Origin of the sequence: Xanthomonas sp. CFBP 7698 (assembly GCF_003600855.1) — a bacterium.
Lineage (GTDB): Bacteria > Pseudomonadota > Gammaproteobacteria > Xanthomonadales > Xanthomonadaceae > Xanthomonas > Xanthomonas cannabis.
Genome location: NZ_PRDN01000001.1, coordinates 414,685 through 438,886 on the forward strand (window position 1 = coordinate 414,685; position 24,202 = coordinate 438,886).

21 protein-coding genes are annotated in these 24,202 nt (G+C 65.8%); 9 read left to right on the forward strand and 12 right to left on the reverse strand.

Annotation, left to right across the window (positions count from 1 at the left end; genetic code table 11):
* Positions 1 to 15 precede the first annotated feature (15 nt).
* The 9 genes from XnspCFBP7698_RS01775 to XnspCFBP7698_RS01815 all read right to left on the reverse strand — a co-directional run bounded on the left by XnspCFBP7698_RS01775 (position 16) and on the right by XnspCFBP7698_RS01815 (position 13,236).
* The gene (locus XnspCFBP7698_RS01775; protein WP_199680085.1) at positions 16 to 3,153 is read right to left on the reverse strand and encodes a discoidin domain-containing protein; all 3,138 of its coding nucleotides are present in this window, start codon (positions 3,151 to 3,153) and stop codon (positions 16 to 18) included.
* A gap of 26 nt (positions 3,154 to 3,179) precedes the next feature.
* The gene (locus XnspCFBP7698_RS01780) at positions 3,180 to 4,016 is read right to left on the reverse strand and encodes a carbohydrate ABC transporter permease (protein WP_047694944.1); all 837 of its coding nucleotides are present in this window, start codon (positions 4,014 to 4,016) and stop codon (positions 3,180 to 3,182) included.
* Entirely contained in the window at positions 4,013 to 4,897 is an 885-nt protein-coding gene (locus tag XnspCFBP7698_RS01785) for a sugar ABC transporter permease (protein ID WP_074052444.1), read from the reverse strand. Before XnspCFBP7698_RS01785 ends, XnspCFBP7698_RS01780 begins: the two co-directional genes overlap by 4 nt.
* On the reverse strand, positions 4,894 to 6,264 hold the full coding sequence (locus XnspCFBP7698_RS01790) for a sugar ABC transporter substrate-binding protein (protein ID WP_104579689.1): 1,371 nt from the start codon (positions 6,262 to 6,264) through the stop codon (positions 4,894 to 4,896). The genes XnspCFBP7698_RS01785 and XnspCFBP7698_RS01790 overlap by 4 nt, the downstream gene beginning before the upstream one ends.
* A 3-nt stretch (positions 6,265 to 6,267) precedes the next feature.
* Positions 6,268 to 7,887, reverse strand: coding sequence for a glucoamylase family protein (locus XnspCFBP7698_RS01795; protein WP_047694946.1), 1,620 nt, complete (start codon positions 7,885 to 7,887; stop codon positions 6,268 to 6,270).
* Between the two features lie 103 nt (positions 7,888 to 7,990).
* Entirely contained in the window at positions 7,991 to 10,969 is a 2,979-nt protein-coding gene (locus tag XnspCFBP7698_RS01800; protein WP_104579690.1) for a TonB-dependent receptor, read from the reverse strand.
* 103 nt (positions 10,970 to 11,072) lie between these two features.
* Complete coding sequence (locus tag XnspCFBP7698_RS01805) at positions 11,073 to 12,095, reverse strand: LacI family DNA-binding transcriptional regulator (RefSeq protein WP_047694948.1); 1,023 nt, start codon at positions 12,093 to 12,095, stop codon at positions 11,073 to 11,075.
* Between the two features lie 575 nt (positions 12,096 to 12,670).
* Positions 12,671 to 12,940, reverse strand: a complete 270-nt coding sequence (locus XnspCFBP7698_RS01810) for a BolA family protein (RefSeq protein ID WP_047694949.1) — start codon at positions 12,938 to 12,940, stop codon at positions 12,671 to 12,673.
* Positions 12,937 to 13,236: a YciI family protein gene (locus tag XnspCFBP7698_RS01815; RefSeq protein WP_039412619.1), complete on the reverse strand. Its 300-nt coding sequence runs from the start codon at positions 13,234 to 13,236 to the stop codon at positions 12,937 to 12,939. The genes XnspCFBP7698_RS01810 and XnspCFBP7698_RS01815 overlap by 4 nt, the downstream gene beginning before the upstream one ends.
* A 350-nt stretch (positions 13,237 to 13,586) precedes the next feature.
* Between XnspCFBP7698_RS01815 and XnspCFBP7698_RS01820 the strand changes: the two genes are divergently transcribed.
* From XnspCFBP7698_RS01820 to XnspCFBP7698_RS01830, 3 genes are read left to right on the forward strand one after another with little or no spacing between them, the layout of a single operon-like run.
* Positions 13,587 to 14,492 (forward strand): ScpA family protein, encoded by a 906-nt coding sequence (locus XnspCFBP7698_RS01820; RefSeq protein ID WP_039412622.1) that lies wholly within the window; start codon positions 13,587 to 13,589, stop codon positions 14,490 to 14,492.
* Between the two features lie 13 nt (positions 14,493 to 14,505).
* Positions 14,506 to 15,735, forward strand: a complete 1,230-nt coding sequence (gene scpB, locus XnspCFBP7698_RS01825) for an SMC-Scp complex subunit ScpB (RefSeq protein ID WP_199680011.1) — start codon at positions 14,506 to 14,508, stop codon at positions 15,733 to 15,735.
* Positions 15,728 to 17,365, forward strand: coding sequence for a pseudouridine synthase (locus XnspCFBP7698_RS01830; protein ID WP_104579691.1), 1,638 nt, complete (start codon positions 15,728 to 15,730; stop codon positions 17,363 to 17,365). Before scpB ends, XnspCFBP7698_RS01830 begins: the two co-directional genes overlap by 8 nt.
* A gap of 202 nt (positions 17,366 to 17,567) precedes the next feature.
* Here XnspCFBP7698_RS01830 and XnspCFBP7698_RS01835 read toward each other — a convergent pair whose 3' ends face one another.
* A complete protein-coding gene (locus XnspCFBP7698_RS01835; protein ID WP_047696531.1) occupies positions 17,568 to 18,005 on the reverse strand; it encodes a hypothetical protein in 438 nt (145 codons plus the stop codon).
* Between the two features lie 163 nt (positions 18,006 to 18,168).
* Here XnspCFBP7698_RS01835 and XnspCFBP7698_RS01840 point away from each other — a divergent pair, with 163 nt between their 5' ends.
* Complete coding sequence (locus XnspCFBP7698_RS01840; protein ID WP_104579692.1) at positions 18,169 to 18,939, forward strand: glutaminyl-peptide cyclotransferase; 771 nt, start codon at positions 18,169 to 18,171, stop codon at positions 18,937 to 18,939.
* Positions 18,940 to 19,022: 83 nt separating this feature from the next.
* Here XnspCFBP7698_RS01840 and XnspCFBP7698_RS01845 read toward each other — a convergent pair whose 3' ends face one another.
* Positions 19,023 to 19,826, reverse strand: coding sequence for an amidohydrolase (locus XnspCFBP7698_RS01845; protein WP_104579693.1), 804 nt, complete (start codon positions 19,824 to 19,826; stop codon positions 19,023 to 19,025).
* Positions 19,827 to 19,975: 149 nt separating this feature from the next.
* Positions 19,976 to 21,124, reverse strand: a complete 1,149-nt coding sequence (locus tag XnspCFBP7698_RS01850; protein ID WP_104579694.1) for a pyridoxal phosphate-dependent aminotransferase — start codon at positions 21,122 to 21,124, stop codon at positions 19,976 to 19,978.
* 226 nt (positions 21,125 to 21,350) lie between these two features.
* On the opposite strand from XnspCFBP7698_RS01850, the gene ccmA reads away from it, so the two are divergent.
* From ccmA to ccmE, 5 genes are all read left to right on the forward strand, one after another.
* Positions 21,351 to 21,995 (forward strand): heme ABC exporter ATP-binding protein CcmA, encoded by a 645-nt coding sequence (gene ccmA / locus XnspCFBP7698_RS01855; protein WP_039414312.1) that lies wholly within the window; start codon positions 21,351 to 21,353, stop codon positions 21,993 to 21,995.
* The gene (gene ccmB / locus XnspCFBP7698_RS01860) at positions 21,992 to 22,687 is read left to right on the forward strand and encodes a heme exporter protein CcmB (protein WP_039414310.1); all 696 of its coding nucleotides are present in this window, start codon (positions 21,992 to 21,994) and stop codon (positions 22,685 to 22,687) included. The genes ccmA and ccmB overlap by 4 nt, the downstream gene beginning before the upstream one ends.
* 112 nt (positions 22,688 to 22,799) lie before the next feature.
* On the forward strand, positions 22,800 to 23,549 hold the full coding sequence (locus XnspCFBP7698_RS01865; protein WP_104579695.1) for a heme ABC transporter permease: 750 nt from the start codon (positions 22,800 to 22,802) through the stop codon (positions 23,547 to 23,549).
* Positions 23,546 to 23,716, forward strand: coding sequence for a heme exporter protein CcmD (locus XnspCFBP7698_RS01870; RefSeq protein ID WP_104579696.1), 171 nt, complete (start codon positions 23,546 to 23,548; stop codon positions 23,714 to 23,716). The genes XnspCFBP7698_RS01865 and XnspCFBP7698_RS01870 overlap by 4 nt, the downstream gene beginning before the upstream one ends.
* Positions 23,713 to 24,171 carry a cytochrome c maturation protein CcmE gene (gene ccmE, locus XnspCFBP7698_RS01875; RefSeq protein WP_104579697.1) on the forward strand — a complete coding sequence of 153 codons (459 nt, stop codon included), beginning with the start codon at positions 23,713 to 23,715 and terminating at the stop codon, positions 24,169 to 24,171. The genes XnspCFBP7698_RS01870 and ccmE overlap by 4 nt, the downstream gene beginning before the upstream one ends.
* The last annotated feature ends 31 nt before the right edge of the window (positions 24,172 to 24,202 follow it).

Here is a 24,202-nt window from a genome sequence, read left to right on the forward strand (position 1 = left end):
GACAAGGCACGACCATCATTGCGCGGCCTTCTCGGCCCGCCGCACCGCGCTGGGCACATCGATCTGCACCGTGGCCGGCAGCTGCTGGATGCGCAGCTCGCCATTCTGCCAGTCGACCGATTCGCCGTTGACGCTGGCCTTGCCCGGTTCGCCCTGGTACGGCCACGCAAACACCACACCGCCCGGCGGCATCAGCAAGCCGGGTTGCAGCTGCAGTTGCAGCTGTTTTTCGCTGCGCCGCAAGCTGTAGTTGAGGCGGCCGTAAGGTGTACGCAATTCGGCGATGCCGATGCCCTTGCCCTCGAACCAGCGCGTCGGCGTGCCGGCGGCAATCACGATGCTCTGGTCGGATTCGCGGGTGTAGGCAAACATGTCCAGCACCGAGCGGACGAAGTCCGAGGCCACCCAGGCATGCGGCAGGTCGCCGACGAAGAACGGCGTGCGCGGGGTGCGCGAGACCACTTCGGCCCACTGGTTCCAGGGCTGCGGCGCGCGATCCTTGAAGAAGAACGCAGTGGCATCCCAGGCACGCTCGCGCCAGCCCAGCCGTACGAATGCGGCCACGTTGCGCCACTCGTACGGCGTGTAGTCCTTCCATTCGCGCTTGCTGTCGCGGCGGTCGGAAAACTCCTTCCAGTAGCGCTCGAAGGTGTTGTTCAACAATTCCTGCGGCAGGCGCTGCTGCTCGCCTCCCGGAGTGAGCGCGATGGTGGTGGAGGTGGCGTCGAAATCACCGAGTTCGGCCGAGCCGGGCAGGAAATCGAGGTTGTGCTGGCGTACCGCTGCACCGAGAGAGGCGATCAGGTCGCCACTGAATTCATCGCGTGCGGCGCCAAACCGGGCGGCGTCATCCGGCTTGTCGAGCGCACCGGCCAGCATGGCGGCGTCCTTGTAACCGCGCAGCGCCCAGAAGTTGTCCCAGTACGAATGTACCGGCTTGGCCGAATAGCCTTCGTGGCTGATCGACACCGGCATCATTCCGTAGAACGCCGGGTTGCGCATGAAGTTGTCTTCGGTGCGTTCGCTGGCGCGCAGTTTTTCCATGTAGTCGTAGGCGCCGGTGACGTGCGGCCACATCTTTTCCAGGAACGCCTTGTCGCCGGTGTAGCGGTAGTACTCGGCGATGTTGTAGATCAGCTCGCCATGGCTATCGTTTTCCGGCACCGGGTCGCTGCCGCGGTCGTCCACGCAGCACGGCACCATGCCGTCGGCGAACTGGAACAGCGCGAACCAGTCGACATAGTCGCGCACCACGTCTTCGCGGCCCAGCCGCAGCAGCCCTTCGGAAATCATCGCGCCGTCGCGGATCCAGCTGCGCGAATACGAGCGCGTGCCCGGCTGCAGGCGCGGGCCGATACGCGAAATCAGCATGTGCGCCAGCGCCGTGCGCAAGGTGTCGACCACCGGCTTGCCTTCGGCCGGCACGCTGATGCGCACCCGATCGAGCTTGCTGCGCCATTGCTGGGCGAGCTGCTGCTGCGCCGTGTCGGCATCGAAGCCGGCCGGCAACTGCGTGGCGCCGGTCTGCGGAATGACCAGCGCCACTTCACGCCGCTGACCAGGCTCCAGCTTCCAGCGATACAGCAGCACACCCGAGGCCAGGCCGGTTTCGTCCTTGACCTGGGTGACTGTTGGCGGCGTGGCGGCGGTGAGATGGCTGACGTCCATGCCGCTGTCGAAGGCGCTGGCAAAGCTGGCATCCGGGCGCTGCGCAGCGAACACGCGCGGCTTGCCGTTGACGCTGACCTGGCCGCCGTCCACGGCCAGCTGGTCGATCCGGCTGACGCCGCCCAGGGTATTGAGGAACTGCGCCGGCGGGTTGACCTGGAATGGACGCACGGCCAGCGCCAGGGTGAAGTCCCGCGCCTCCTTGCCGGTGTTGTGCAGTTGGTAACGCGCGACCAGTTGCGCCTGATCGGGAGTGCCCTGCACGAAGGCAGTGACGCGTAGATTCATCAGATCGTGGTGCCAATCGACACTGGGAATCGGCAGGTAATCGTCCTGCAGGCTCTGCTCGCTACTGACGTCGGACCAGTGCAGCACCTTGCCGCCGGTGACCACGAACGGTTCGATACTGAAACCGCCCTTGCCCACTTCCACCGCACCGTCTTCGCCGATCAGGCCCTGCTCGGTGCCGCCATCCAGACCCAGGATGGTCCAGTACGGCTGCTCGCCGGAGAAGCCGCGCGGATAACTGCCACGCGGTAGCTGCGCGGCCAGCGACTTGATGAAGTCATTGGGCGTTGCGGCGAATGCCAGCGGCTGCAACTGCACTTCCTTGATGCCGTAGCGCCAGTTGGGGCCGTCCTTGAGATCGAAACGCAGATAGCGCGCTTCGGTATCGGGGAGCGCCAGCCAATCGGTGCCGCCGGCGCCGGCGGTGACGGTGCGCAGATCGCGCCAGCTGCGGCCATCGGCCGAAGAGCGCACCACATAGTGCGAGGCCTGCAGGCCCGGCACCCACTGCACGATGGCACCGCCGAACTCGCGCACCTTGCCCAGATCCAGCGTGACCGTCTGTTGCTTGACCGCGCCGCTGAGCCAGAACGTGTCCGGCTTGCCGTCGGCCAGGCGCTGTTCCAGTGCCGGCGCGGTGTCGGTGATGGCCTCGGCCTTGAGCGGCGAGGTGTCTTCCGGCGGCAACGGCGTGAGCGTCAGCCGATCGAAGCACACCGTGCCCTTGCCGCCGACCTTGTTGTAGATGGTGAATTCCACATCTGCGCTGCTGCGCAGCTGCTTGTCCGCACCTGGGCCCCAGGCTTTTTCGATGTTGCGCTTGCGGTAGTTGAACGTGGTCCAGTTCTTCGGAAACGTGAAGCCCGGCCGGTTGACCCACCACACGTTGTCGCCGCTGGCATCGATCAGCTTGACCTGCAGATCGTTGGACGGCGAGTCGCCGCGCAGCGAAAACCCGAGGCGGTAGTTCTCTGGATAGTCGATCGGCAGGTTGCGGCGGATGCCGACATAACCGGACACACCATTGAAGTTGTAGTCCAGGCACAACGCATGCCCGCCCGAGCTAGTGGCCACCGGCCGCAGCGAACCGCTGACCTGGTTGGAGACCACCAGGCGCCACGCGCCGATGTCGTTGAAACCGTCGAGCACGCGCTCCTGCGCCTGCGCCACGCCCGCACCACTGGCAACGGCGGCCATGGCAAGCACTGCCCGAACGATCGGTTTCACCCCTTCACACTCCCCAGCAGAAGACCTTGGATGTAGTAACGCTGCAACGCCAGGAACAATAGCAGTACCGGAATCACCGTCACCACCGCACCGGCCATCATCAGTTCCACGTCCATGATGTGCTCGCGCGACAGCGCCGCCAGCGCCACCGGCAAGGTGTACTGCTCCTGGTCGGTCAGCACGATCAGCGGCCACATGAAGTCGTTCCACGAACCCATGAAGGTGAAGATAGTGAGGGTGACCAGCACCGGCTTGAGCATCGGCAGCACGATCTGGAAGAAGATGCGCATCTCGCTGGCGCCATCGATGCGCGCGGCCTCGATCAATTCATCGGGAATACTGCGCGCGTACTGGCGCACCAGGAAGATGCCGAACACCGTGGCCAGCGCCGGCACTACCACTCCGCCAATGTTGTTGACCAGGTGCAGCTGCTTCATCAGCAGGAATAGCGGCAGCATCGCCACCTGCGCCGGGATCACCAGGGCGGCCATCAGGATCTTGAAGATGCGCTCGCGGCCGACGAACTGCAGCTTGGCGAACGCATAACCGGCCATGGTGTTGATCAGCAGCGAGCCCAGCGTGATCAGCCCGGAGACCAGCAGGCTGTTGGCGAAGTTGCGCGCCATGCCGGTTCGTGCAAACAGCTCGTGGTAATTGGCGGTGGTGAACGCCGAAGGCAGCATCGGCGGCGGGAAGCGGCTGGCCTCGCCGGTGGGCATGAACGACACCGACAGCATCCACAGCAGCGGTGCCAGGCTGATCAGGGCCAGCACCAGCAGGCCGCCGTTGACCAGCACGGCATTCCAGCGCGATTCGCCAACATCACGACTCATATCAGGTCCTTCTTGCGGCCAAAGCGCAGCATCACGGTGGTCACCGCCAGGATGATCAGGAACAACAGGAACGCCACCGCCGACGCGCGGCCGAGGTTCCACCACTTGAAGCCTTCCTCAAACATGAAATACAGCACGCTGACGGTGCTTTGCAGCGGGTCGCCGCGGGTCATCACGTAGGGTTCGGCAAACAGCTGGAAATAGCCGGAAATGGTGATCACGCCGACCACCATCAACACCGGGCCGAGCATCGGCAAGGTGATGTGCAGGAACTGCTTCCAGCGCGAGGCGCCGTCGATGCGCGCGGCCTCGTACAGGTCCTGCGGGATCGCCTGCAGCCCGGCCAGGAAGATCACCATGTTGTAGCCGAAGTTCTTCCACACCGCGAACAGCATGATGGTGGGCATGGCCCAGCGCGGGTCGCCCAGCCAGTCGATCGGAGCGATGCCCAGATGGCTGAGGCCGAAGTTCACCAGGCCATATTTGATGTGGAACAAATAACGCCAGATCACCGCCACCGCCACCAGCGTGGTCACCACCGGCGCGAACAGGGCGGTGCGGAACAAGGCCTTGAAGCGCGAGGCCTTGGCATTGAGCAGGAGCGCGGCGCCGAGCGAGACGCCGATCGACATCGGCACGCCCAGCAGCACGAAATACGTGGTGTTCCACAACGACTTCCAGAACAGCGGCGTCTGCAGCAGTTCGATGTAGTTGCCCAGACCGACGAAGCGCAGGTGGCTGCTGTCGGCCAGTGCGTACAGGTCGAAATCGGTGACGCTGAGCACCAGCGCGGCGAACACCGGCACACCGAAGAACATGCCCAGCACCATGATCGACGGCGCGGCGAACACCCAGCCGGCGACGGAATTGCGCTTCATCATCGTGCGGCTCCCTGGCCCGCGGCGGCGGCTGGCGTGACGATTTCTGCAGCAGACGGTGCTGCTGCGGGTGTGGCCGTCTCACCGGCCGGACCGACATGCCCGCCCTCCTGCTCGAAGATCCAGCGGCGCTTGGCCAGAATCTCGTCAACGCGTTGATCCAGTTCCTGCACGGCGGCGTCGTGCGATTGACCGCCCCGCACCACGCGCTCGGTCACCAGACGCATTTCCTGCACGATGCGCTCCCACTCCAGCACCTTGGGCGTGGCCTTGACCCGCTCAAGCTGGTCGCCGAAGGCATGCGCCAGTTCGTCGTTGGCCAGCGACGGCAACTTCCAGGTACTGCGGCGCGGCGGCAGGTCGCCGATGATGGCGTGGAAACGCGCCTGCACCTGCGGCTGCGACAGATATTCGATCAGCTTCCAGCTGGCATCCTTGCGTTGCGAGGACTTGAAGATCACCAGGCTGGAGCCGCCGGCAATGCCCGCACCCAGGCCGTTCGGCCCAGGCAATGCAGCGGTGCCCCACTTGCCCTCCATGCCCGGCGGCTGGCGCAACTTGAACTCGCGCACGTTCCAGGGCCCGGACAGGTAGAACGCGTAGTAGCCATTGAAGAATTCGTACCAGACGTTGGACACCTGGGTCTCGGAGACCTTCGGCGCCCAGCCCTTCTGGTACATGCCGTCGTAGAAGCCCAGCGCCTTGCGGAAACCGGCGCCGCGGAAGTTGCCGTAGTTGTCGTGGTCGCGCAGCAGGCGGTCGTCCTGCTGCAGCGCGAACGACAGTTGCTGTTCGAACTCGTTGAGCGGCATCAGGATGGCGTAACGGCCGGAGCCGACCTTGCGCTTGATCGCCGCCATCACCTGTTCCATCTCCGCCCAGGTCTTGGGCATTTCGCCGTAGCCGGCCTCGCGCAGCAGATCCTTGCGATAGAACAGCAGGCGCGTGTCCACATACCACGGCACCCCGTACAGCGTGCCATCGACCACGTTGGTGTCCCACACGCCGGGAAAGTAGTCGGCCGGGTCGACGATGGTCGAGCGCGCCACATACGGCTGCATCGGCTCCAGGGTGTCGAGCAGCGCAAATTCCGGCAGCCAGGTGTTGCCGAGCTGGCACACGTCCGGCAAGCCGTCGGCGGCAAAGGCGGTGAGCAGTTTTTCGTGCGCCGCGGTCATCGGGATGTTCTGCACATCGACGTGGATGTCCGGGTTCTGCTTTTCGAAGTCGGCCACCAGCTCGGCGACCACTTCGGCTTCCTTGCCCATGGCCCAGAAGCGCACGGTGGTCTTGGCGGGGTCGGAGCGATTACATCCCGCCGCACCTGCACACAAGGCGGCGGCCAACATCAACAGTTTCAAAAGGCGCACGGATTACTCGGGTTTTTGGCGTTGCGAGGGGTCTTGCTGGGCCTGGGCGGCGGCGGCACGCGATTCGGCCATGCCCAGCGAGCGGGCAGCTGCCTTTTGCTCGTCCTTCTGCGGCAACGGCTGCGGCTCACCCTCGGGCGTGAGCCAGCCACCGGTGAAGCCGGCGCGTTCCAGACCAGCACGGATGTAGGGGTTCTTTTTCATCACCGTCCAGACGAATTCGTTCTGGTAGTTGGCAATCATCGCCAGGATCGGGCCCTGGTCGATGGCGATGTAATCGCTGGCCACCCAGCCGCGGTCCGGCACCATGCGCCCGGTCTTGAGCGGGATGTCGTAGTTGAAGCTGGGGTTGAACGAGTCCAGGAACCCGTAACTGGAATACAGGAAGTTGCCGTAACGCTTGTGCATTTCCTCGGTGGCCGGGATCACCACTTCCGGGGCGAACACGATCGAGGAGATCGCCGCTGACGGCACGATGGTGCCGTCGTCGAAGTTCTCGCGCAGGCCGGCGCCGCGCGAGGAGTAATGGCGGAACTGGCGCTGCTCGCCGCGGTATTCCTGGCTGGTGTTCTGCGGGCCGTCGCCGGCGGTCAGGCCCCAGACGTTCTCGCCGTAGTCCTTCCACTTCATCGGGTTGTCGATGGCGTAGTCGCGCTGGGCCAGGGTGGCGCGGCGGCTGTTGAGGAAGTAGTCGATGCCGCGTTCGCGCATGTACTGGTCCTGGATATCGCGGAAATCGATCCAGACATGGCTGTACTGGTGGCCGAACAGCGGGCCGAAGGACAGGTATTCCTGGCCCTGGTATACGCCCCAGTCGTTGTTGTAGGTACGGGTCCAGCTGGTCCACGCTTCCGGGTCGACGCCGTGCGTGGGCGAGCCCAGCGCGAGGATGTACAGCATCATCGCCTCGTTGTAGCCCATCCAGTCGTGGTCGATGAAGCCGCTCTCGGGGAACCAGCCCATCGAGATCAGCGGCGCACGCTGCTGCAGCCAGCGCCAGTCCACGCGCTTGTAGAGCGTGTCGGCGATCTGGCGGATTTCTTTTTCGCGCGGGTCCTCGCCGTCGTAATACGACTGGGTGAACAACACGCCCATCATCAGCAGTGCGGTGTCCACGCTCGACAGCTCGACCCAGCTGTCGTAGCGGTTGCCCTGCTGCATGTCGAGAAAGTGGTAGTAGAAGCCCTTGTATCCGGCCCGACCGGTCCGCTGCGGCCCCATCGGCGCGTCGCGGAAGAATTTCAGTGTGGTCAGGGTGCGGTCGATCGCCTGATTGCGGCTGACCCAGCCATTCTCGATGCCGATCGGATACGCGGTCAGCGCGAACCCGACCGAGGCGATGCTGGCAAACGGACGCGACGGAAACCGGTCCGGGGACAGTCCGTTGAGTTCATTGGTGGTGTCCCAGAAGAACTGGAAGGTGCGGCGTTCGATGTCCGAGAACAGCGGCGGCAGCGGCGGCTTGACCGGTTTGGGCGGCAACTGCGCCTCGATCAGGATGACTTTCACCGGCGCCTTCTTTTCGGCCACCTTGGGTTCCTCGGCCTGTTTACAGGACGCCAGCAGCAGCGCGCCCAGCAATAGTGGAATCGTCAACCAACGCGACGTGTTGCCCCTGTCCATCCGCCCCCCGCTTGTGTAATCGATTACATCTCGCACGCCAACCTACCCTATCCAAGCGCCGAGTTCGACCGCCCCGGCCGTGTTGCCGGGGCGGTCGAGGACCTTACCAGTCCAGACCGAAGGCCAGACGGAAGGTACGCATCGGCGACGCCAGCACACCGGTCGGTGTGCCGTAAGCCGTGTTCAAGTCAGCCAGTGTCCCGGTGTCGCCGTTAAAGTTGGCGTAGTTCACCCAATTGAACACGTTGAGGATATCCGCACGCACGTTGAATTTGACACCTGCGCCGGTATCCCACTGCTTGTTGGCCGCAATGCTGAACTCCTTGTAGCCCAGCGTGCCGTCCGGCTTGAACTGGATGATGTCGCATTGATCGTTGCCGGCAAGGCAATTCTGGCCGTAGCGCGCGGTCTGGCTGGCCAGCGACAGCTTGCCGGACAGCTTGATCTCGTACGGCAACTCATAGATGCCGGTGACCACCAGGCGGTTCTTGGGAATGCCGCCGGCTTCACGCCAGCCGTAATCCTGGATACGTTCGCGGTCCAGCGCGTAGTGCTCGCCGAACTGGCGGTTCTCCTTGGCATCGGAATAGGTATAGGCCACGGTCAGGCCCCAACCGGAGTCTTCGTCGAACGGCTTTTCGATCTGCAGCGCGAGCTGGTTGTTGCGGGTCTCCACGCCATTGGTGCCCAGCACGATGGCGCTGTAGCCATCCGGGCCGTCGGTCGGCACGCCCGAGGTGGTGCCCGGCTGGAAGAACGAACCGTCGGGCAGACGGTTGCCGCGCAGGAACGCAAAGCCGTCGTGGCTTTCGATGCGGCTCAGGGTCACATCGGTGAACCAGTCCTGGCCCCACAGCGGCACCATGTTGCGCATGCCGATGCTGAATTGGTCGGAGTACGGGGTCTTGATGTTGTTGTCGATCAGGTAGATCTCGCGCCCGCCGCCGCCGGCGCTGGTGGCTGCCAGCGCGTCGAGCCCTTGCTGGGTGCTGTAGGCCGGATTCCACGCCGTGCACGGGTCGCCCAGGCACGCACCGTTGTTGGCGCTGGTGAAGTAGTAGCTATACGACTTGAACGAGTTGTTGAGCTGCTCAAGGGCCAGGTAGTCGAAGATGTTGCGGTCGTACGCACGGCCGGCACCGCCATAGATCACGTGGGCCTGGTCGCCGAACAGGTCGTAGGACGCGCCCAGGCGCGGCTGCCAGGCATCCTTGAAGGCCTTGCGGTTGTTGCCGGTGCTGATGAAGTTGTTGATGTTGTAGTTGGCGTTTTGCAGGTTGGGCCAGTTCTGCAATGCACCGGCCACCTCCGTCGGGGTGACGAAGTCCAGGAAGGCCGGGGTTTCTTCGTAGTCGTAGCGCACGCCCAGGTTCAGGGTCCAGTGCTCGTTGACCTCCCAGTCGTCCTGCAGGTAGATGCCGTACTGCTTGTTCTTGGACACCACCGACCCGCCGCCTTCCACCAGCGGCGCGCCGAAGCGCACGCGGTACGGCGTCTGCACGTCGGTGAGGATGTTGTAGTAGTACTGCGGGTTGGCCGGATTGAACTGGGTCGAGTCCAGATCGATGCTCTTGAACTTCACGCCCATCTTGACGGTGTGGGCGCCATGCCATTCCAGGCTGTTCAAGGTCAGGTCGTCCTGGAAGGTCCAGCCCTTCTGGCCCTTGCGCTGGAAGCTGCTGCCGGCGCCGGCAGACAAGACTTCGTCCTCGATCCCGCGCACCGGCACATAGCTCAGCACGTAGCCGGTGCCGTCGTTGAGCGGCGCCTGGTTCCAGAACGCGCTTTCGTAGCTCAGGTTGGCTTCGTTGAGGAAATTGGCGCCGCTGTACTGCCAGCGCAGGTTGGCGCGCTTTTCTTCCTGGCCGTTGACGCTGCCGTGCTCGTAGGTCGAGGTGCGGCCGACGTCGTTGAGCTCGTCTTCCTTGCGGTACTTGCCGGTCAGCTCGAACAGGTTGTTCTCGCCGATGGTCCAGTCGATCTTGCCGAAGTACAGGTCTTCCTTGAATGGCGTGCTGTAGGTGGCCACCAGCGGCTGCAGCTGCGCCGGCAGCTGGTCGATACGGTCGGAATAGATCGAGCCGGGGATCACCACGTTGGGCGTGGTGTATTCCTTGGCTTCATAGGCGATGAAGAAATGCGCCTTGTCCTGGAGGATCGGGCCGCTGAAGGTGGCGCCGTACTGGGTTTCCTCGAAGTCGTCGCGCACGCCGGCCTTCTTCTCCAGCGGGCTCTCCTCGCGCCAGCCGTCGTTGCTGGTATCCCAGAAGAAGCTGCCATGGAAATCGTTGGTACCCGACTTGGACGAGGCCACGATGGCCGCGCCGCTGACCTGATCGAACTCGGCCTTGTAGTTGGAGGTGATGACCTTGTATTCGCCGATCGCCGATTGCGGGAACGGGTTGCCGCGGCTGGAATCCTGGCCACTGACGCCGCCGGTCAGCACGTAGTTCTTCTGGCTGACGCCATCGATGTAGACGTTGGTGCCCTCGGCCGAGGTGGCGCCCGAGCGCACCTTGGTGGTGCCGTTGGCGTCGCGGGTGAACTGCACGTTCGGCACGGTGTCGGCCAGTTCCAGGAAGTTGCGCGTGGCACGCGGCAGGTTCTGGATCTGCACGTTGGAGATGTAGGTGGCGTTCTCGGAGGTACGGGTTTCCACCAGTACCGGTGGCGCCTTGACCTGCACCGCATCCAGCGTGGTGGCGTTACCACCGGCCGCCGTGGCCGGCTCGCCGCCGACGCCCAGGTTCAGGGTCGCAGTCTGGCCGACCTGCACCGTCACGTTCTGCGAGCTGGTCTGGCCGTTGGCGGTGACGTCGATGCGATAGGAGCCCGGCGGCAGGCCACCGACCGAGTAACCGCCGTTGCTGGCCTGTACGCTCCGGGTCAGTCCGGTGGCGAGATTGGTCGCGGTGACCTGGGCCTGCGCCGCAGGTGCAGCGTCGACGGTGACCTGGCCGCGGATGGTCGCCGCGGTGCTCTGCGCAAATGCAGGCGCGGCGCCCAGCAGCAGGCAGCTGGCCAGGGCGCAGCTGAGCAGCTTGCGCGCCGGGCGCGCGGTATGGGAGTGGTGGTGGCGCATTGGTCCCTCCAGGGATCGGTACAGATTGTTGTTGTGGCGTTGCGGTCTTGCAGGAACGACCGCTGCGGGGGCAGCGGGAGCGGACAGGACGTCCGCGAAAAGGTCAGCCGCCGGCGTCGCCGGCTCCGCAGGACGCACGGATCACCAGCTCGGGCCGCAGCAGTTGGCGCAGGCCGTCGTCACCGCCGGGGGTCTCGACCAGCCGCATCAGGCGGGTCATTGCCTGCTCACCCAGGCGCGCGATGCTGACCCGCATCGTGGTCAGCGCCGGGTGCACGAAACGCGCCAGCGGGATGTCGTCGAAACCGGCCAGCGCAACGTCGTCCGGGACCACGATATCGGCCTGCGCAAACGCGTAGAGGCAGCCCAGCGCGGTCATGTCGTTGGCCGCGAACACTGCATCGGGCAGCGGGCCGGCGGCCAGCATGGCCAGCCCCGCGCGATGGCCGGAGGCTTCGTCGAAGTCGCCGGCATATTCGATGCCCTGCGCCTGCTCACCGTGTGCGGCCATCGCGTCGCGAAACCCGCGCAGGCGCTCGCGCGCATCGAAATTGAGCGCCGGCCCGCCGATGAAGGCGATGCGCCGGTGCCCGGCCCGTAACAGGTGCTCGGTCATGGCCATGGCGCCGGCGTGGTCGTCGATGCTCAGCACCGGATAGCCGGCTCCGGGCAAGTGGGCATTGATCAGCACCGTGGGCAGCGACTGCGGCAGGTTGTCGGTCAGGAAACCGGGCTGCTCGGCATACGGCGAAAGCACCAGCAAGCCATCCACCCGACCCCGCATCGAGCGCAGCGCCCTGCCCTGGGCCTCCGGATCACCGTGATAGCTGGACACCAGCAGGTGCTGGCCGGCAGCGCGGGCGGCGCCATCGATGCCACGGATCAACTCGGAAAAGAATTCTCCGTACAGATCCGGCAGCACCACGCCCAGGGTCTGGGAGCGCCGGCTGCTCAGGCTGCGCGCAGCAGCGTGCGGGCTGTAGCGCAGCCGTTCGGCGACCTCCATGACGTGCTGGCGCACCGGTCCGGCCACGTTGTCGTGCCCGTTGAGCGCGCGCGACACCGTCGCCACGGACACCTGCGCTTCCCGTGCAACATCTTTGATGGTGACCGCACCCTTGGCCATGCGTGTCGCCCTCCGCGACCGGCTTCCCAAAACTGGCGCGGACTGTAAGCGTTTTCATAAGCGGGCGTAAACCCCTGTCTTCACGCGTGTGAAACCGCTTACAGATCAAGCATCTGCAAGTGATGACTACGTGAAGCAATGTGCTGCGACGCAACAAATACGTGCCCATGTGTCCACAAACGAAGCACAACGCGGATCACGGTTGGCAGTTTTCTCCGCGGCGTGACCGGTGCGGGCATGACCACCCGGCAAGGCGTGTCGGGCTGTCGACAGCGCGCGGGCGAAGTTCGTGACACCGACGCGCCAGCGCGGCTACCAAGGGCTGAATCTCTATCGCGTCGCGCCTCGCAAGTAGCTCGCAGAAAGAGCGCGTGATGGGCCATCGCCGGCAATGCAGCCGCGCTCAGGTGTACTACGGCTATGTCATGGAGGTGCTGCTGCTAGGCGCCATGGCTGGGTCGTCCACCCGGGCACTGCCGCGCCCGTAGGAGCGCACCCGGGCGCGACGGGGCTTTATTGGTAACGCGCTGTCGCGCCCGGGTGCGCTCCTACATGACGCGGTCTGGGCGCTCCGGCTAGCCGGCCTCCCCCGGCGCCAATGCCTCGATCGACAAGGCATGGATATCGGTCTGCATCATCTCGCCGACGGCCGCGTACACCGCGCGGTGGCGCGCGAGCGGCGGCTTGCCGGCGAAGGCGGCACTGACCACGCGGACATTGAAATGCCCGCGCCCGTCGCGTGCGCCGGCATGGCCTGCGTGGCGATGACTGTCATCCACCACCTCCAGTTCGGTCGGCGCCAGCGCCGCCTGCACCGCCGCGCGGATTCGCTCGACCCGGCTCATGGCAACACCCGCCGGAACGGGCGGACCTCCGTGCGCACGTACACGCCGGCCTCCACGTACGGGTCGGCGTCGGCCCAGGCGCGCGCATCCTCCAGCGCGTCGAACTCGGCGATCACCACACTGCCGCTGAAGCCGGCCGGACCGGGATCCTCGGCGTCGATGGCCGGGCATGGGCCCGCTACCAGCAAGCGGCCCGCTGCCGCCAAGGCCTGCAGGCGCGCCAGATGCGCCGGTCGCGCCTGCTGCCGCGCCGCCAGGGCGTCGGCCCGGTCATACCCTTCGATTACGTACCACACACGCCACCTCGCCAGAACTTGAAGATCACCGCCCGATTCTAGCCGCGTCAGTGCTGGACACCGCCCCCGCGCACGCATTACCCTTGGCACCACTGCACACGCAACCGGACGCAGCGGCCCGTCGGCCCAGGCCCCACGCCACACTCGACGAGCGATTCGCTGCCCACCGCCGGCTCGCGTAGACGACCTCCTCGCTGTTCCGTCGCCGCATGCCACGCGGCGCACGTTATATGTGGATTTGTGGGATCGTGCCGGCCCAGGCACGACATTGATCGTAATAACTCAAGGCAAAGCCCTGCAGGCACGGCTTAAGACCGTGGCCGGCGACCGTAAGACCCGATGTCGACCTGATGAATTCCGAACTCGCGCACGTCGCGACTCCGCCAGCCACGAGCGCGCCGCCACAGCAGCAGGAAATGCCGCTGGCGGTGGTGCATGGGCAACCGGTGCTGCAGATCCCGCAGGATCTGTATATCCCGCCGGACGCGCTGGAAGTCATCCTGGATGCCTTCGAAGGCCCGCTGGACCTGCTGCTGTACCTGATCCGGCGCCAGAACCTGGATATTCTGGATATACCCGTCGCCGAGATCACCCGGCAGTACGTGGACTACATCAATGTGATGCAGGAGCTGCGCTTCGAACTGGCCGCCGAATATCTGGTGATGGCCGCGATCCTGGCCGAGATCAAGTCGCGCATGTTGTTGCCGCGCCCGCCGAGCCAGGATGGCGAAGAAGAAGATCCGCGCGCCGAGCTGGTACGTCGCCTGCAGGAATACGAGCGCTTCAAGCAGGCCGCCGAGGATCTGGATACCCTGCCCCGCATGGGCCGCGACAGCGCGCCGGTGCAGGCGCATCTGCCCGAGCGCGCGGCGGTCAAGCTGCCGCCGCCGGTGGAACTGAAAGAAATGCTGATGGCGCTGTACGACGTGCTCAAGCGCGCCGAGCTGTTTACCGGCCATGCGATCAAGCGCGAGGCGCTGAGCGTGCGCCAGCGCATGGGCGATGTGCTGAGCCGCCTGGACGACGGCAGGTTCTATCGCTTCGAATCGCTGTTCACTGCCGAGGAAGGCAAGCTCGGCGTGCTGGTCACCTTCCTGGCGCTGCTCGAATTGGCCAAGGAGCAGTTGCTGGACATCGTGCAGGAAGCGCCGCTGGCGCCGATCTACGTGAAGTCGCTGGCGTTGGGAAATACCAATGCGCCGCTGCAATTCTCCAGCGAATTCGATGACAGCGATGCTGCCAACGAACCTATCTGAAGCCGATCACCGAATGGATCAAGCGCTGATCACCCGCATCATCGAAGCCGCCCTGCTGGCGAGCAGCCAGCCGCTGACGCTGGCGCAATTGCAGGGTTTGTTTCCGGAAGAAGAACCCGCGCCGCCTGGCAGCGTGGAGCGCGCGCTGGAGCTGCTGCGCGAGGGCTGCGCCGAGCGCGGCGTGGAATTGGTCGAGGTGGCCTCGGGCTTCCGCTTCCAGGTCAAGGCCGAGGTGCATGGCTGGGTGGCACGGCTGTGGACCGAGCGCCGCACCAAGTACACCCGCGCCACGCTGGAAACGTTGGCCTTGATTGCCTACCGCCAGCCGATCACCCGCGGCGAGATCGAGCAGGTGCGCGGCGTGGCGGTCAGCAGCAACATCATCCAGGCGCTGGAAGAACGCGAGTGGATCCGCGTGGTCGGCCACCGCGATGTCCCCGGCAAGCCCGCCCTGTTCGGTACCACCAAGGGCTTTCTGGATTACTTCGGGCTCAAGCGATTGGACGAGCTGCCGCCATTGTCTGAGTTGAAGGACATCGCCGAGCTGGAACCGCAGCTGCCGCTGGACCGCGACGGGCAACTGGATGGTGCCATGCCGGCGTCGGCGGCGATGCAGACCGCGCAGGATCAGGCAGATGCCGATGCGGCGGGCGCTGGAGGCGCCGATGCGGATGCAACTGCTAATGGCGCTGACGTTGATGGCGCTGACATTGATGGCGCCGACGTTGATGGCGCTGATGCAGACGCCACTACCGCTGACGCCGCGGCCGATGACAGCGACATCAGCGCGACGCAGGAGGATCTGGAAGCCCCCGGGACCGCCGCGGTGGCAAGCCAGGACGGCAGTTCCCAGGCAGCGACCGATCATCAGGCCAATGCCGGGCGCGATCCCGAAACAGACATCGGCACCGTTGCCGACCAGCACGCGCCGGCAACGGCCAGCGATGCCGGGGTCGACCAGCAACACCACGCTCTCCACGACGCCATCGACATGGACGATGCCGACGCGACGGGCGCGCAGACACCGCAACACCTCGGGCATGCCCCGGCGCAGGACCAGGATACGCACCACCCAGACGACGCCCGTGAGGGCGACCCCGACACCGCGCCGGGAACGCGCGCGGATGCAGTGAACGAAGACGAAGACAACGCCGTCGCGACGACGACCGTGGCTGTTGACGAAGCCGATTCCGACCCAGAGGCCGACCCGCAACGCGGCGGCCGGAGCCAGACATATGAGTGACACCCCCCGCAAGCTGTCGTTGAACAAGCTTTCCCTCAAGCGCGACAGCGCGCCCGAAGCGCCCAAGCTGGAAGAGCGCCTGCACAAGGTGCTGGCCCAGGCCGGCCTGGGCTCGCGCCGCGCGCTGGAGCAGCGCATTGCCGATGGCCTAATCAAGGTCAATGGCGCCGTCGCGCAGACCGGCATGTCGGTGCGCAGCGGCGACAAGATCGAACTGGACGGCCGCAGCTTCGTGGCCAGCGCGCTGACCGAACCGTCGCGCGTGCTGATCTACAACAAGCCCGAAGGCGAAGTGACCACGCGCGAAGATCCCGAAGGCCGCCCGACCGTGTTCGAGTCGCTGCCGGCACTGAAGGGCTCGCGCTGGATCGCCATCGGCCGCCTGGACATCAACACCACCGGCCTGTTGCTGCTGACCACCGACGGTGAGCTGGCCAACGCGATGATGCACCCCTCCTACGAGGTCGAGCGCGAATACGTGGTGCGCGTGCGTGCCCCGGAAGGCGAAGAAACGGTCTCCGACGCCATCATCGAGCGGCTGTCGCGCGGTGTGTTGCTGGAAGACGGCGGCGCCAAGTTCGACGAGATCGAGCGCATCGGCGGCACCGACTCGCACGACTGGTTCCGCGTGGTCGTCAAGGAAGGCCGCAACCGCGAAGTGCGCCGCCTGTGGGAATCGCAGGGCTGCCAGGTCAGCCGCCTCAAGCGCAGCCGCTACGGCAAGATCTCGCTGCCGCGCGAACTGCTGCGCGGGCAATCGGTGGAAGTGGCGCAGGAGAAGGTGGAAAGCCTGCGCGCCGAACTCAAGCTGGAAGAAGGCGCGCCGTCGGCGCTGACCCTGCAGCCGGTGATCGGCCAGCGCCGCGCCGCCAAGTCCACCGTGCACGTCTCGCGCGATGGCCGCAGCAATGCCTACGTCAACGGCCAGACCTCGGGTGCCGATGAAGGCCGTGAGCTGCGTCGCTTCGACAACCTGCGCGAAGATCGCGGCCGCGGCGGCCGTGGCAAGCCTGGCGGCTTCAAGGGTGGCCTGACCGTCAGCGGCGAAGCGGCGGCCAAGCAGTCGCAGCAACGCCCGTTCAAGCAGCGCGGCCCGGCCAAGGGCGATCGCTCGCTGCCCGATGGCAACCCGGCGGCATTCCGCAGCTGGTACGTGCCCGATGGCGTGAGCACCGGCCCCAGCGGCCACCGCAACGCCGGCCCGGGCGGCAACAGCACCGGCCAGGCACGTCCGTATGCCAAGAAGGGTCCTGGCGGCGCGCGTCCGGGTGCCGGTGGCCAGGGCCGCGGCGGTGCAGGCGGTCAGGGTCAATCGCAGGGGCAAGGCCAGGGACAGCGCAAGCATCCCTATGGTCACCCGGGTAACGCGCCGAGCTTTCCGTCCGATCATGCCAACCCGGGTTTCAGCCCGTATGGCGCTGCGCGTCCTGCAGGACGCCCGAGTGGCGGCCGTCCGGCAGGCCCGGGCGGTAATCGCGGCCCTGCAGCCGGCAATCGCGGCCCCGGTGGTCCGGGCGGCGGCGCGCGCGGACCGGGTGGTCCCGGTGGTGCACCGCGTGGTGGCCCGGGCGGCCGTCCGCCGGGTGGCGGCAACCGTCGTCCGCCAGGCGGCGGCAATCGCGGTCGCTGAGCATCAGTTGATCCGCGCAACGAAAAACGGCCCCTCGCGGGGCCGTTTTCTTGTTGTAGCCGACACGATGGACCTTCGATTGGAGCAGAGGATTCCGCCGGGTCCACTCAGGCAGGCGCGCCAGCAGCCGCTGTCTGGCGCAAGCTTGCCGCGAGGCAGGAGCCGCGCGCATCGGTCGATGCGCGCGACGCGATGCTGCCGCTTACTTGCGGCGCTCGATCACGAAGTTGCCTACATTGACACCCAGATCCACACCCTCGCCGGTACCTGCAAGCGCCAGCGAAATATCGCCCTTGGTGACCACCTGTGCGGTGCTCGACTTCACGATGCCCGCATGCGCTTCGGCAGCGGCATAGGTGCCGAACAGGTCGTTGAGGCTATAGGCACCGGAGAACGACCCACGGCCGCCGGTGATCTTGGACTTGCCTACCGTCAGGCCGCCGCCCTTGCTGGAAATCTTGACCGGGATGACCGCGCCGTTGTCGCAGGTGATGGTGCCGGTGCCGCTGGCGGTCTTGTAGAACACCGACCAGCCGGACAGATTGAACTTCAGCTGGCAATCGATATTGCCGGCGGCCTGCGCCTGCGGGGCCAGCGTTGCCGCGCCAAGCAGGGCAAAAAGAGACAGTGACTTGATCATGTGTGCGTTGCCGGTGATGGACGTGGCGCGAGACTAGCAGCGCCGATGTGGCAGCCGCGACAAGGTGGCGGCAACGTTCCAACTCGCGTTCAGCCAATCATTACCCGCATCCCGTCCCTGCCTGAGTGCTGCGGGCACGGGCGCGGCGTGGGATGATCGGCGCATGTCACGCACTGCCCACTCGCTGCTCTTCGTCGCCTTGTTGCTGCCCTCGCTCGCGCATTGCGGCGAGGCGATTCCGACCACTGGTTACACGGTCGTCAACCGCTATCCGCACGACACCGCCGCCTATACCGAGGGCCTGTTCTATCTGGATGGCCACCTGTACGAGAGCACCGGCGAGCTGGGCCATTCCAGCGTGCGCAAGGTCGAGCTGAAAAGCGGCCGGGTGCTGCAGCAGGTGGATACGCCGGCGCCCTACTACGGCGAAGGCATCGTGGCCTGGCACGACAGGGTGATTCAGCTGACCTGGCGCAACCAGCAAGGCTTCGTCTACGACCTGGCCACGCTGGCGCCGCGTTCGCAGTTTTCCTACCAGGGCGAAGGCTGGGCGCTGACCAGTGACGCGCGCCAGCTATACATGAGCGATGGCACCGCCAGCATCCGCCGGCTGGACCCGCAGACCCTGAAGCAGATCGGCAGCATCCAGGTCACCGCGCGCGGCCGCCCGCTGGACAATCTCAACGAGCTGGAATGGGTGAAGGGCGAGCTGTGGGCCAATGTCTGGCTGACCACCCGCATCGCACGGATCGACCCGGTCAGCGGCAAGGTCATCGGCTGGATCGACCTGAAAGCGTTGGTCCCCGATGCCGACACGTTGACCGACCCCAGCAACGACGTGCTCAACGGCATCGCCTATGACGCAGAACACGACCGCGTGTTCGTCACCGGCAAGCGGTGGCCGACGATCTATGAGATCAAATTGGCTGAGTAGCTGGGATTCGGGATTGGGGATTCGGGATTGGTGACAGCGGGCGTGCTCGCGCCTGGGCTGGATTGGCTTGCACCAATCCCGACTTACACATCCCGAATCTCGAATCGATCGGCATCCAGCATCGCCGGGAAGCGCGTGCGGTGCTCGGCCAGTGCAGCTGCACTGATGGTGGTGGTGACGACCTGTTCGCGCTCGCGGATTTCGACCTGCGGCTGGCCAAGGAAATCGATCACCGCGCTGTCGCCGGCGTAGTGCAACTGATTGCCGTCCACGCCGATGCGGTTGACCGCGGCAACGAAGCACAGGTTTTCGATCGCACGGGCGCGCAGCAAGGTCTTCCACGCGTAGGAGCGGGCGGACGGCCAGTTGGCGACGAACAGTTGCAGATCGAAATCCAGCTGTCCCGGGCGCCCCACATCGAAGCGGTTGCGGCAGAACACCGGAAAGCGCAGGTCGTAGCAGACCTGCGGATTGATCCGCCAGCCCTTCCACTCGACGCAGAGGCGATCGCGCCCGGCCGCATAACGCAAGTGCTCGTTGCCGAAGCGGAACAGGTGACGCTTGTCGTAGTACTGCAGCGCGCCATCGGGCGTGGCCCACAGCAGCCGATTGAACACCCCCGCAGCGGTGCGCAATTGCACGCTACCGGTGACCGCCGCATCCAACCGTGCCGCCTGTGCGCGCACCCAGGCCACGGTCGGTCCGTCCATGCCTTCGGCCTTGTCGATGGCGTCGTTGGAAAATCCGCTGGTGAAGGTCTCCGGCAGGATCACCAGATCGGTCTGCCCCGCCAGCGGCTCCAGCAACGCGCCGTAATAGTCGCGATTGCCAGCCGGGTCATGCCAGCGGGTGTCGCCTTGGATCAGGGAGATGCGCAGATCGTGCATGGAGAGACTCGGGAATGGAGAATCGGGAATAGGGAATCGAACAGAGGTTTAATGAGGGCGTTGTGTCATCGAGCCAAGTGCAGATTCAGATCAAAAAGCGGCCAACCGCTCTTACGATTCCCGAATCCCCATTCCCGATTTCCGGCTCGTCAGAGCCTACGCAAGCGCTCGATCGCCGCATCCAATGTCGCATCGTTCTTGGCAAAACACAGACGTGCCAAACGCTGCCCCGCCGGTGCGTTTTCGTAGAACGGCGACAGCGGGATCGCGGCCACGCCCTTCTCCACCGTCAGCCACTTCACGAACTCGGTGTCGGGCAGATCGCTGATGGCCGAATAGTCCACCAGTTGGAAGTAGCCGCCGGGCACCGGCAGCGGCTTCAGGCGCGTGGTCAGCAGCTGTTCGCGGAAACGGTCGCGCTTGGCCTGGTAGAAGGCGCCAAGCTGCTCGTCGTGCTCGGGTTCGTCGCGGATCATCGCGGCAAAGGCGTGCTGGGCCGGGCCGAAACTGGTGAAGGTGTTGTACTGGTGCACTTTGCGGAATTCGGCCGTCAGCGCCGGCGGTGCGATGGCGTAGCCGATCTTCCAGCCGGTGCAGTGATAGGTCTTACCGAAGCTCGAAATCACGAACGCGCGCTCGCGCAATTCCGGCCAGCGCAGCACCGATTCGTGGCGGTGGCCGTCGAACACGATGTGCTCGTAGACCTCGTCCGACAGCAGGAAGATGTCGGTGTCGCGCAGCAGCTCGGTCAGCGCCCGCATGTCGTCGGCCGAGAGCATGGCGCCGGAGGGGTTGTGCGGCGAATTGATCATCAACAGGCGCGTCTTCGGCGTGATCGCGGCGCGCAAGGCGTCCCAGTCGACCGCGAAGGTCTGCGGGTGCAATGCCACGTGCACCGCACGCGCGCCGGCCAGATCGATCGCCGGCTCGTAGCAGTCGTAGGCCGGGTCCAGCACGATGACCTCTTCACCGGCGCGCACGACCGCATGGATGGCGTTGAAGATGGCCTCGGTGGCGCCGCTGGTGACGGTGATCTCGGTGTCGGCATCGACCTGCGCGCCGTAGCAGCGCTGCGCCTTGCCGGCGATGGCCTGACGCAGCGCCGCCACGCCGGTCATCGGCGGGTACTGGTTGTGGCCGGCGCGCATTGCACGGTCCAGCTCATCGACCAGGCGCTGCGGTACCGCGAAATCCGGGAAGCCCTGACCCAGGTTGACCGCGCCGTGCTCGGCCGCCAGCTGCGACATCACGGTAAAGATGGTGGTGCCCACCTTGGGCAGCTTGGTCGTGAGGAGCATGGTGCCTGTCCGGACAAGAAACGGGGGACCGCGAGTGTACGCAAAGCCGCCAGGCGGGTGCGCCCGGACGCTGCAAAACAGCGTTCCCCGACCCACCGCGGCGCCTCCGGCGCTGCCTCATACGTCCCCGGCATGCCACCATCGTCGCTACAATGCGCGCCCGGTCTGGTGCGCCCTCGCCCCGGTCCTTCCCCATGCCGTCCTGCGACGGGAGCCCGCTGCACCGATGATCGAACCGCTGCACACCGCACCACCGCTGCTGGCGGCGCACGCCCTGGCCTTCAGCCGCAACGAGGAGCCGGTGTTCGGCCCGCTGGATTTCCATGTCGATGCCGGCGAAGCCCTGTTGGTGCAAGGCGACAACGGCGCCGGCAAGACCACGCTGTTGCGCGTGCTGGCCGGGCTGCTGCATGTGGAGCGCGGGCAGATCCAGATCGACGGCAAGACTGCGCGGCGCGGCGACCGCAGCCGCTTCATGGCCTACCTGGGCCACCTGCCCGGCCTGAAGGCCGACCTCAGCACCCTGGAGAACCTGCACTTCCTGTGCGGCCTGCATGGCCGCCGGGCCAAGCAGATGCCGGGCAGCGCGCTGGCCATCGTGGGGCTGGCCGGCTACGAAGATGCCCTGGTGCGGCAATTGTCGGCGGGGCAACGCAAGCGCCTGGCGCTGGCGCGGCTGTGGCTGTCGCCGGCGCCGCTGTGGCTGCTGGACGAGCCGTACGCGAATCTGGATCTGGACGGCATCACCCTGGTCAACCGGATGATCTCCGCACACCTGCGCGGCGGCGGCGCAGCGCTGGTCACCACCCATGGCGCCTATGCGGCGCCGCCGGTGCGCACCCGCATGCTCACCCTGGAGGCGGCAGCATGAGCACGCCTTCGCCACAACCTTCGTTGCTGCAGGCCGGCCGCGCGCTGTTGCGTCGCGATCTGCAGCTGCTGTGGCGCCGTCGCAGCGACGCCTTGCAGCCGGCGCTGTTCGCGCTGCTGATCGTGGTGCTGTTCGCGCTGGGCCTGGGCGGACGCCCGGACCTGCTGGCGCAGGCGGCACCGGCGGTGCTATGGCTGTCGGTGCTGCTCGCCGGCCTGTTGTCGCTGGACGCGCTGTTCCGCAGCGATGTCGACGACGGTTCGATGGAGCAGTGGCTGCTGGCACCGGTGCCGCTGGCGTGGTTGATTGCGGTGCGCGTGCTGCTGCATTGGGCAACCAGTGCGTTACCGCTGATTGCAGTGACGCCGCTGCTCGGCGAATTGCTGCACCTGCCGCATGACCAATTGCCGGTGCTGCTGGCATCGTTGGCGCTGGGCACACCGCTTTTGAGCCTGCTCGGCGCGGTGGTCGCTGCACTGACTGTCACCATGAAACGCTCTGGTATTCTCGTGGCATTGCTGGCGTTGCCGTTGTATGTGCCGGTGCTGGTGTTCGGGGCCGGCAGCGTGGCGGCGAGCGGACAAGGGCAGGATGCGGTGGGTGCGTTGCTGCTGCTGGGCGCGGGCTTGGTGATCGGCATCGTGCTGGCACCGCTGGCAGCGGCGGCGGCGATCCGGATTTCGCTGAGCTGACCGACGTTACAGATGCGCCGTTGACGGAACACCGTAGGTCGTACGGCGGTGTCGTACCGAGAGCTGTCTCCATGCAAGAAGCCATCGCCATGCCAAGAGCCATCGCCACCGCATGAACGTCGTCGCCCGCTGGTTCCACCAACTCGCCTCGCCCCCGATCTTCGACCGATTCACTGCGCGCTGGGCGCCGTGGTGCCATGCGCTGGCCGCGTTGCTGCTGGGCGCCGGCATCTGGCAGGCCTTGTTTGCGGTGCCGGCCGACTACCAGCAGGGCGACAGTTTCCGCATCCTGTATATCCATGTGCCAAGCGCGTGGATGAGTCTGTTCGTGTTCGGGGTGATGGCGGTGTACGCGGCGGTCGCGCTGATCTGGCGCATCAAGGTGTGCGAGATCCTGGCGATGGCCTGCGCGCCCATCGGCGCGGCGTTCACCGTGATCACGCTGTTGACCGGCAGCATCTGGGGCAAACCGATGTGGGGCGCCTGGTGGGACTGGGACCCGCGCCTGACCACCGAACTGATCCTGTTGTTCCTGTATCTGGGGGTGATCGGGCTGTACCACGCCATCGACGACCGTCGCCAGGCCGCACGCGCGGCTGGCTTGCTGGCGATCGTCGGCGTGGTGCTGCTGCCGGTGATCCGCTACTCGGTGGTGTGGTGGAATTCGCTGCACCAGGGCCAGAGCATCCGCCTGTTCGGCGCATCGACCATCGATGCCAGCATGTTGCTGCCGTTGTGGCTGATGGTGATCGGCACCAAGTTCTGGTTCGCCGGGTCCCTGCTCACCCGCGCGCGCGCCGACAACCTGCGCCGCGAGGCCGGCAAGGCCTGGATCGTGCGCGATGCGGGGGGCACGGCATGAGCTACCTGCCCTATGTCATCGCTGCCTATGCGGTGTTCGTGCTGGTGCTGCTGTGGGACCTGATCGCCGGCCGCTGGCAGGTGCGCCGTGCATTGAGGGTCGCGCAGGCGCGCCGCCTGCGTGAGCGCAAGCGCGTGCTGCCCAGCGATGCAGAGCTGAGCCGATGAACCCGCAACGTCGCCGCCGTCTATGGCTGGTGATCGCGCTGGTGCTGGCCGGGGGGCTGGCGACCACGCTGGTGGCCATGGCCCTGCAGCGCAACGTGGCCTACCTCTACACGCCTTCGGAAGTGCTGCGTGGCGATGCCGGCGCGCGTTCCCGTTTTCGGCTTGGCGGCATGGTCGAGAAAGGCTCGTTCAAAAGAGCCTCCGGTTCGCTGGAAGCACAGTTCCGCGTCACCGATGGCGACGCGCAGCTGCCGGTACGCTACGACCGCATCCTGCCCGACCTGTTCCGCGAAGGTCAGGCGGTGGTGGCCACCGGTCGCATGCAGCAGGGCGTGTTCGTGGCCGAAGATGTGCTGGCCAAGCACGATGAAACCTATATGCCCAAGGAAGTGGCCGACAAGATGGGCAGTGCGCACCGCAAGCATCAAGTGGCCCCCGGCAAGGTGATGCAGTGAGGGATGGACTGATGGACGGCGCTGCCGGGGC

What these genes read in the sequence shown, in the direction of transcription:
- ccmE (WP_104579697.1), top strand. Translation starts at nt 23,713, where the DNA reads ATGAACCCGCAACGTCGCCGCCGTCTATGGCTGGTGATCGCGCTGGTG.
- XnspCFBP7698_RS01870 (WP_104579696.1), top strand. Translation starts at nt 23,546, where the DNA reads ATGAGCTACCTGCCCTATGTCATCGCTGCCTATGCGGTGTTCGTGCTG.
- XnspCFBP7698_RS01810 (WP_047694949.1), bottom strand. Translation starts at nt 12,940, where the DNA reads ATGAGCCGGGTCGAGCGAATCCGCGCGGCGGTGCAGGCGGCGCTGGCG.
- XnspCFBP7698_RS01805 (WP_047694948.1), bottom strand. Translation starts at nt 12,095, where the DNA reads ATGGCCAAGGGTGCGGTCACCATCAAAGATGTTGCACGGGAAGCGCAG.
- XnspCFBP7698_RS01865 (WP_104579695.1), top strand. Translation starts at nt 22,800, where the DNA reads ATGAACGTCGTCGCCCGCTGGTTCCACCAACTCGCCTCGCCCCCGATC.
- XnspCFBP7698_RS01850 (WP_104579694.1), bottom strand. Translation starts at nt 21,124, where the DNA reads ATGCTCCTCACGACCAAGCTGCCCAAGGTGGGCACCACCATCTTTACC.
- XnspCFBP7698_RS01785 (WP_074052444.1), bottom strand. Translation starts at nt 4,897, where the DNA reads ATGATGAAGCGCAATTCCGTCGCCGGCTGGGTGTTCGCCGCGCCGTCG.
- XnspCFBP7698_RS01780 (WP_047694944.1), bottom strand. Translation starts at nt 4,016, where the DNA reads ATGAGTCGTGATGTTGGCGAATCGCGCTGGAATGCCGTGCTGGTCAAC.
- XnspCFBP7698_RS01775 (WP_199680085.1), bottom strand. Translation starts at nt 3,153, where the DNA reads ATGGCCGCCGTTGCCAGTGGTGCGGGCGTGGCGCAGGCGCAGGAGCGC.
- scpB (WP_199680011.1), top strand. Translation starts at nt 14,506, where the DNA reads ATGGATCAAGCGCTGATCACCCGCATCATCGAAGCCGCCCTGCTGGCG.
- XnspCFBP7698_RS01840 (WP_104579692.1), top strand. Translation starts at nt 18,169, where the DNA reads ATGTCACGCACTGCCCACTCGCTGCTCTTCGTCGCCTTGTTGCTGCCC.
- XnspCFBP7698_RS01845 (WP_104579693.1), bottom strand. Translation starts at nt 19,826, where the DNA reads ATGCACGATCTGCGCATCTCCCTGATCCAAGGCGACACCCGCTGGCAT.
- ccmB (WP_039414310.1), top strand. Translation starts at nt 21,992, where the DNA reads ATGAGCACGCCTTCGCCACAACCTTCGTTGCTGCAGGCCGGCCGCGCG.
- XnspCFBP7698_RS01835 (WP_047696531.1), bottom strand. Translation starts at nt 18,005, where the DNA reads ATGATCAAGTCACTGTCTCTTTTTGCCCTGCTTGGCGCGGCAACGCTG.
- XnspCFBP7698_RS01800 (WP_104579690.1), bottom strand. Translation starts at nt 10,969, where the DNA reads ATGCGCCACCACCACTCCCATACCGCGCGCCCGGCGCGCAAGCTGCTC.
- XnspCFBP7698_RS01795 (WP_047694946.1), bottom strand. Translation starts at nt 7,887, where the DNA reads ATGGACAGGGGCAACACGTCGCGTTGGTTGACGATTCCACTATTGCTG.
- ccmA (WP_039414312.1), top strand. Translation starts at nt 21,351, where the DNA reads ATGATCGAACCGCTGCACACCGCACCACCGCTGCTGGCGGCGCACGCC.
- XnspCFBP7698_RS01830 (WP_104579691.1), top strand. Translation starts at nt 15,728, where the DNA reads ATGAGTGACACCCCCCGCAAGCTGTCGTTGAACAAGCTTTCCCTCAAG.
- XnspCFBP7698_RS01820 (WP_039412622.1), top strand. Translation starts at nt 13,587, where the DNA reads ATGAATTCCGAACTCGCGCACGTCGCGACTCCGCCAGCCACGAGCGCG.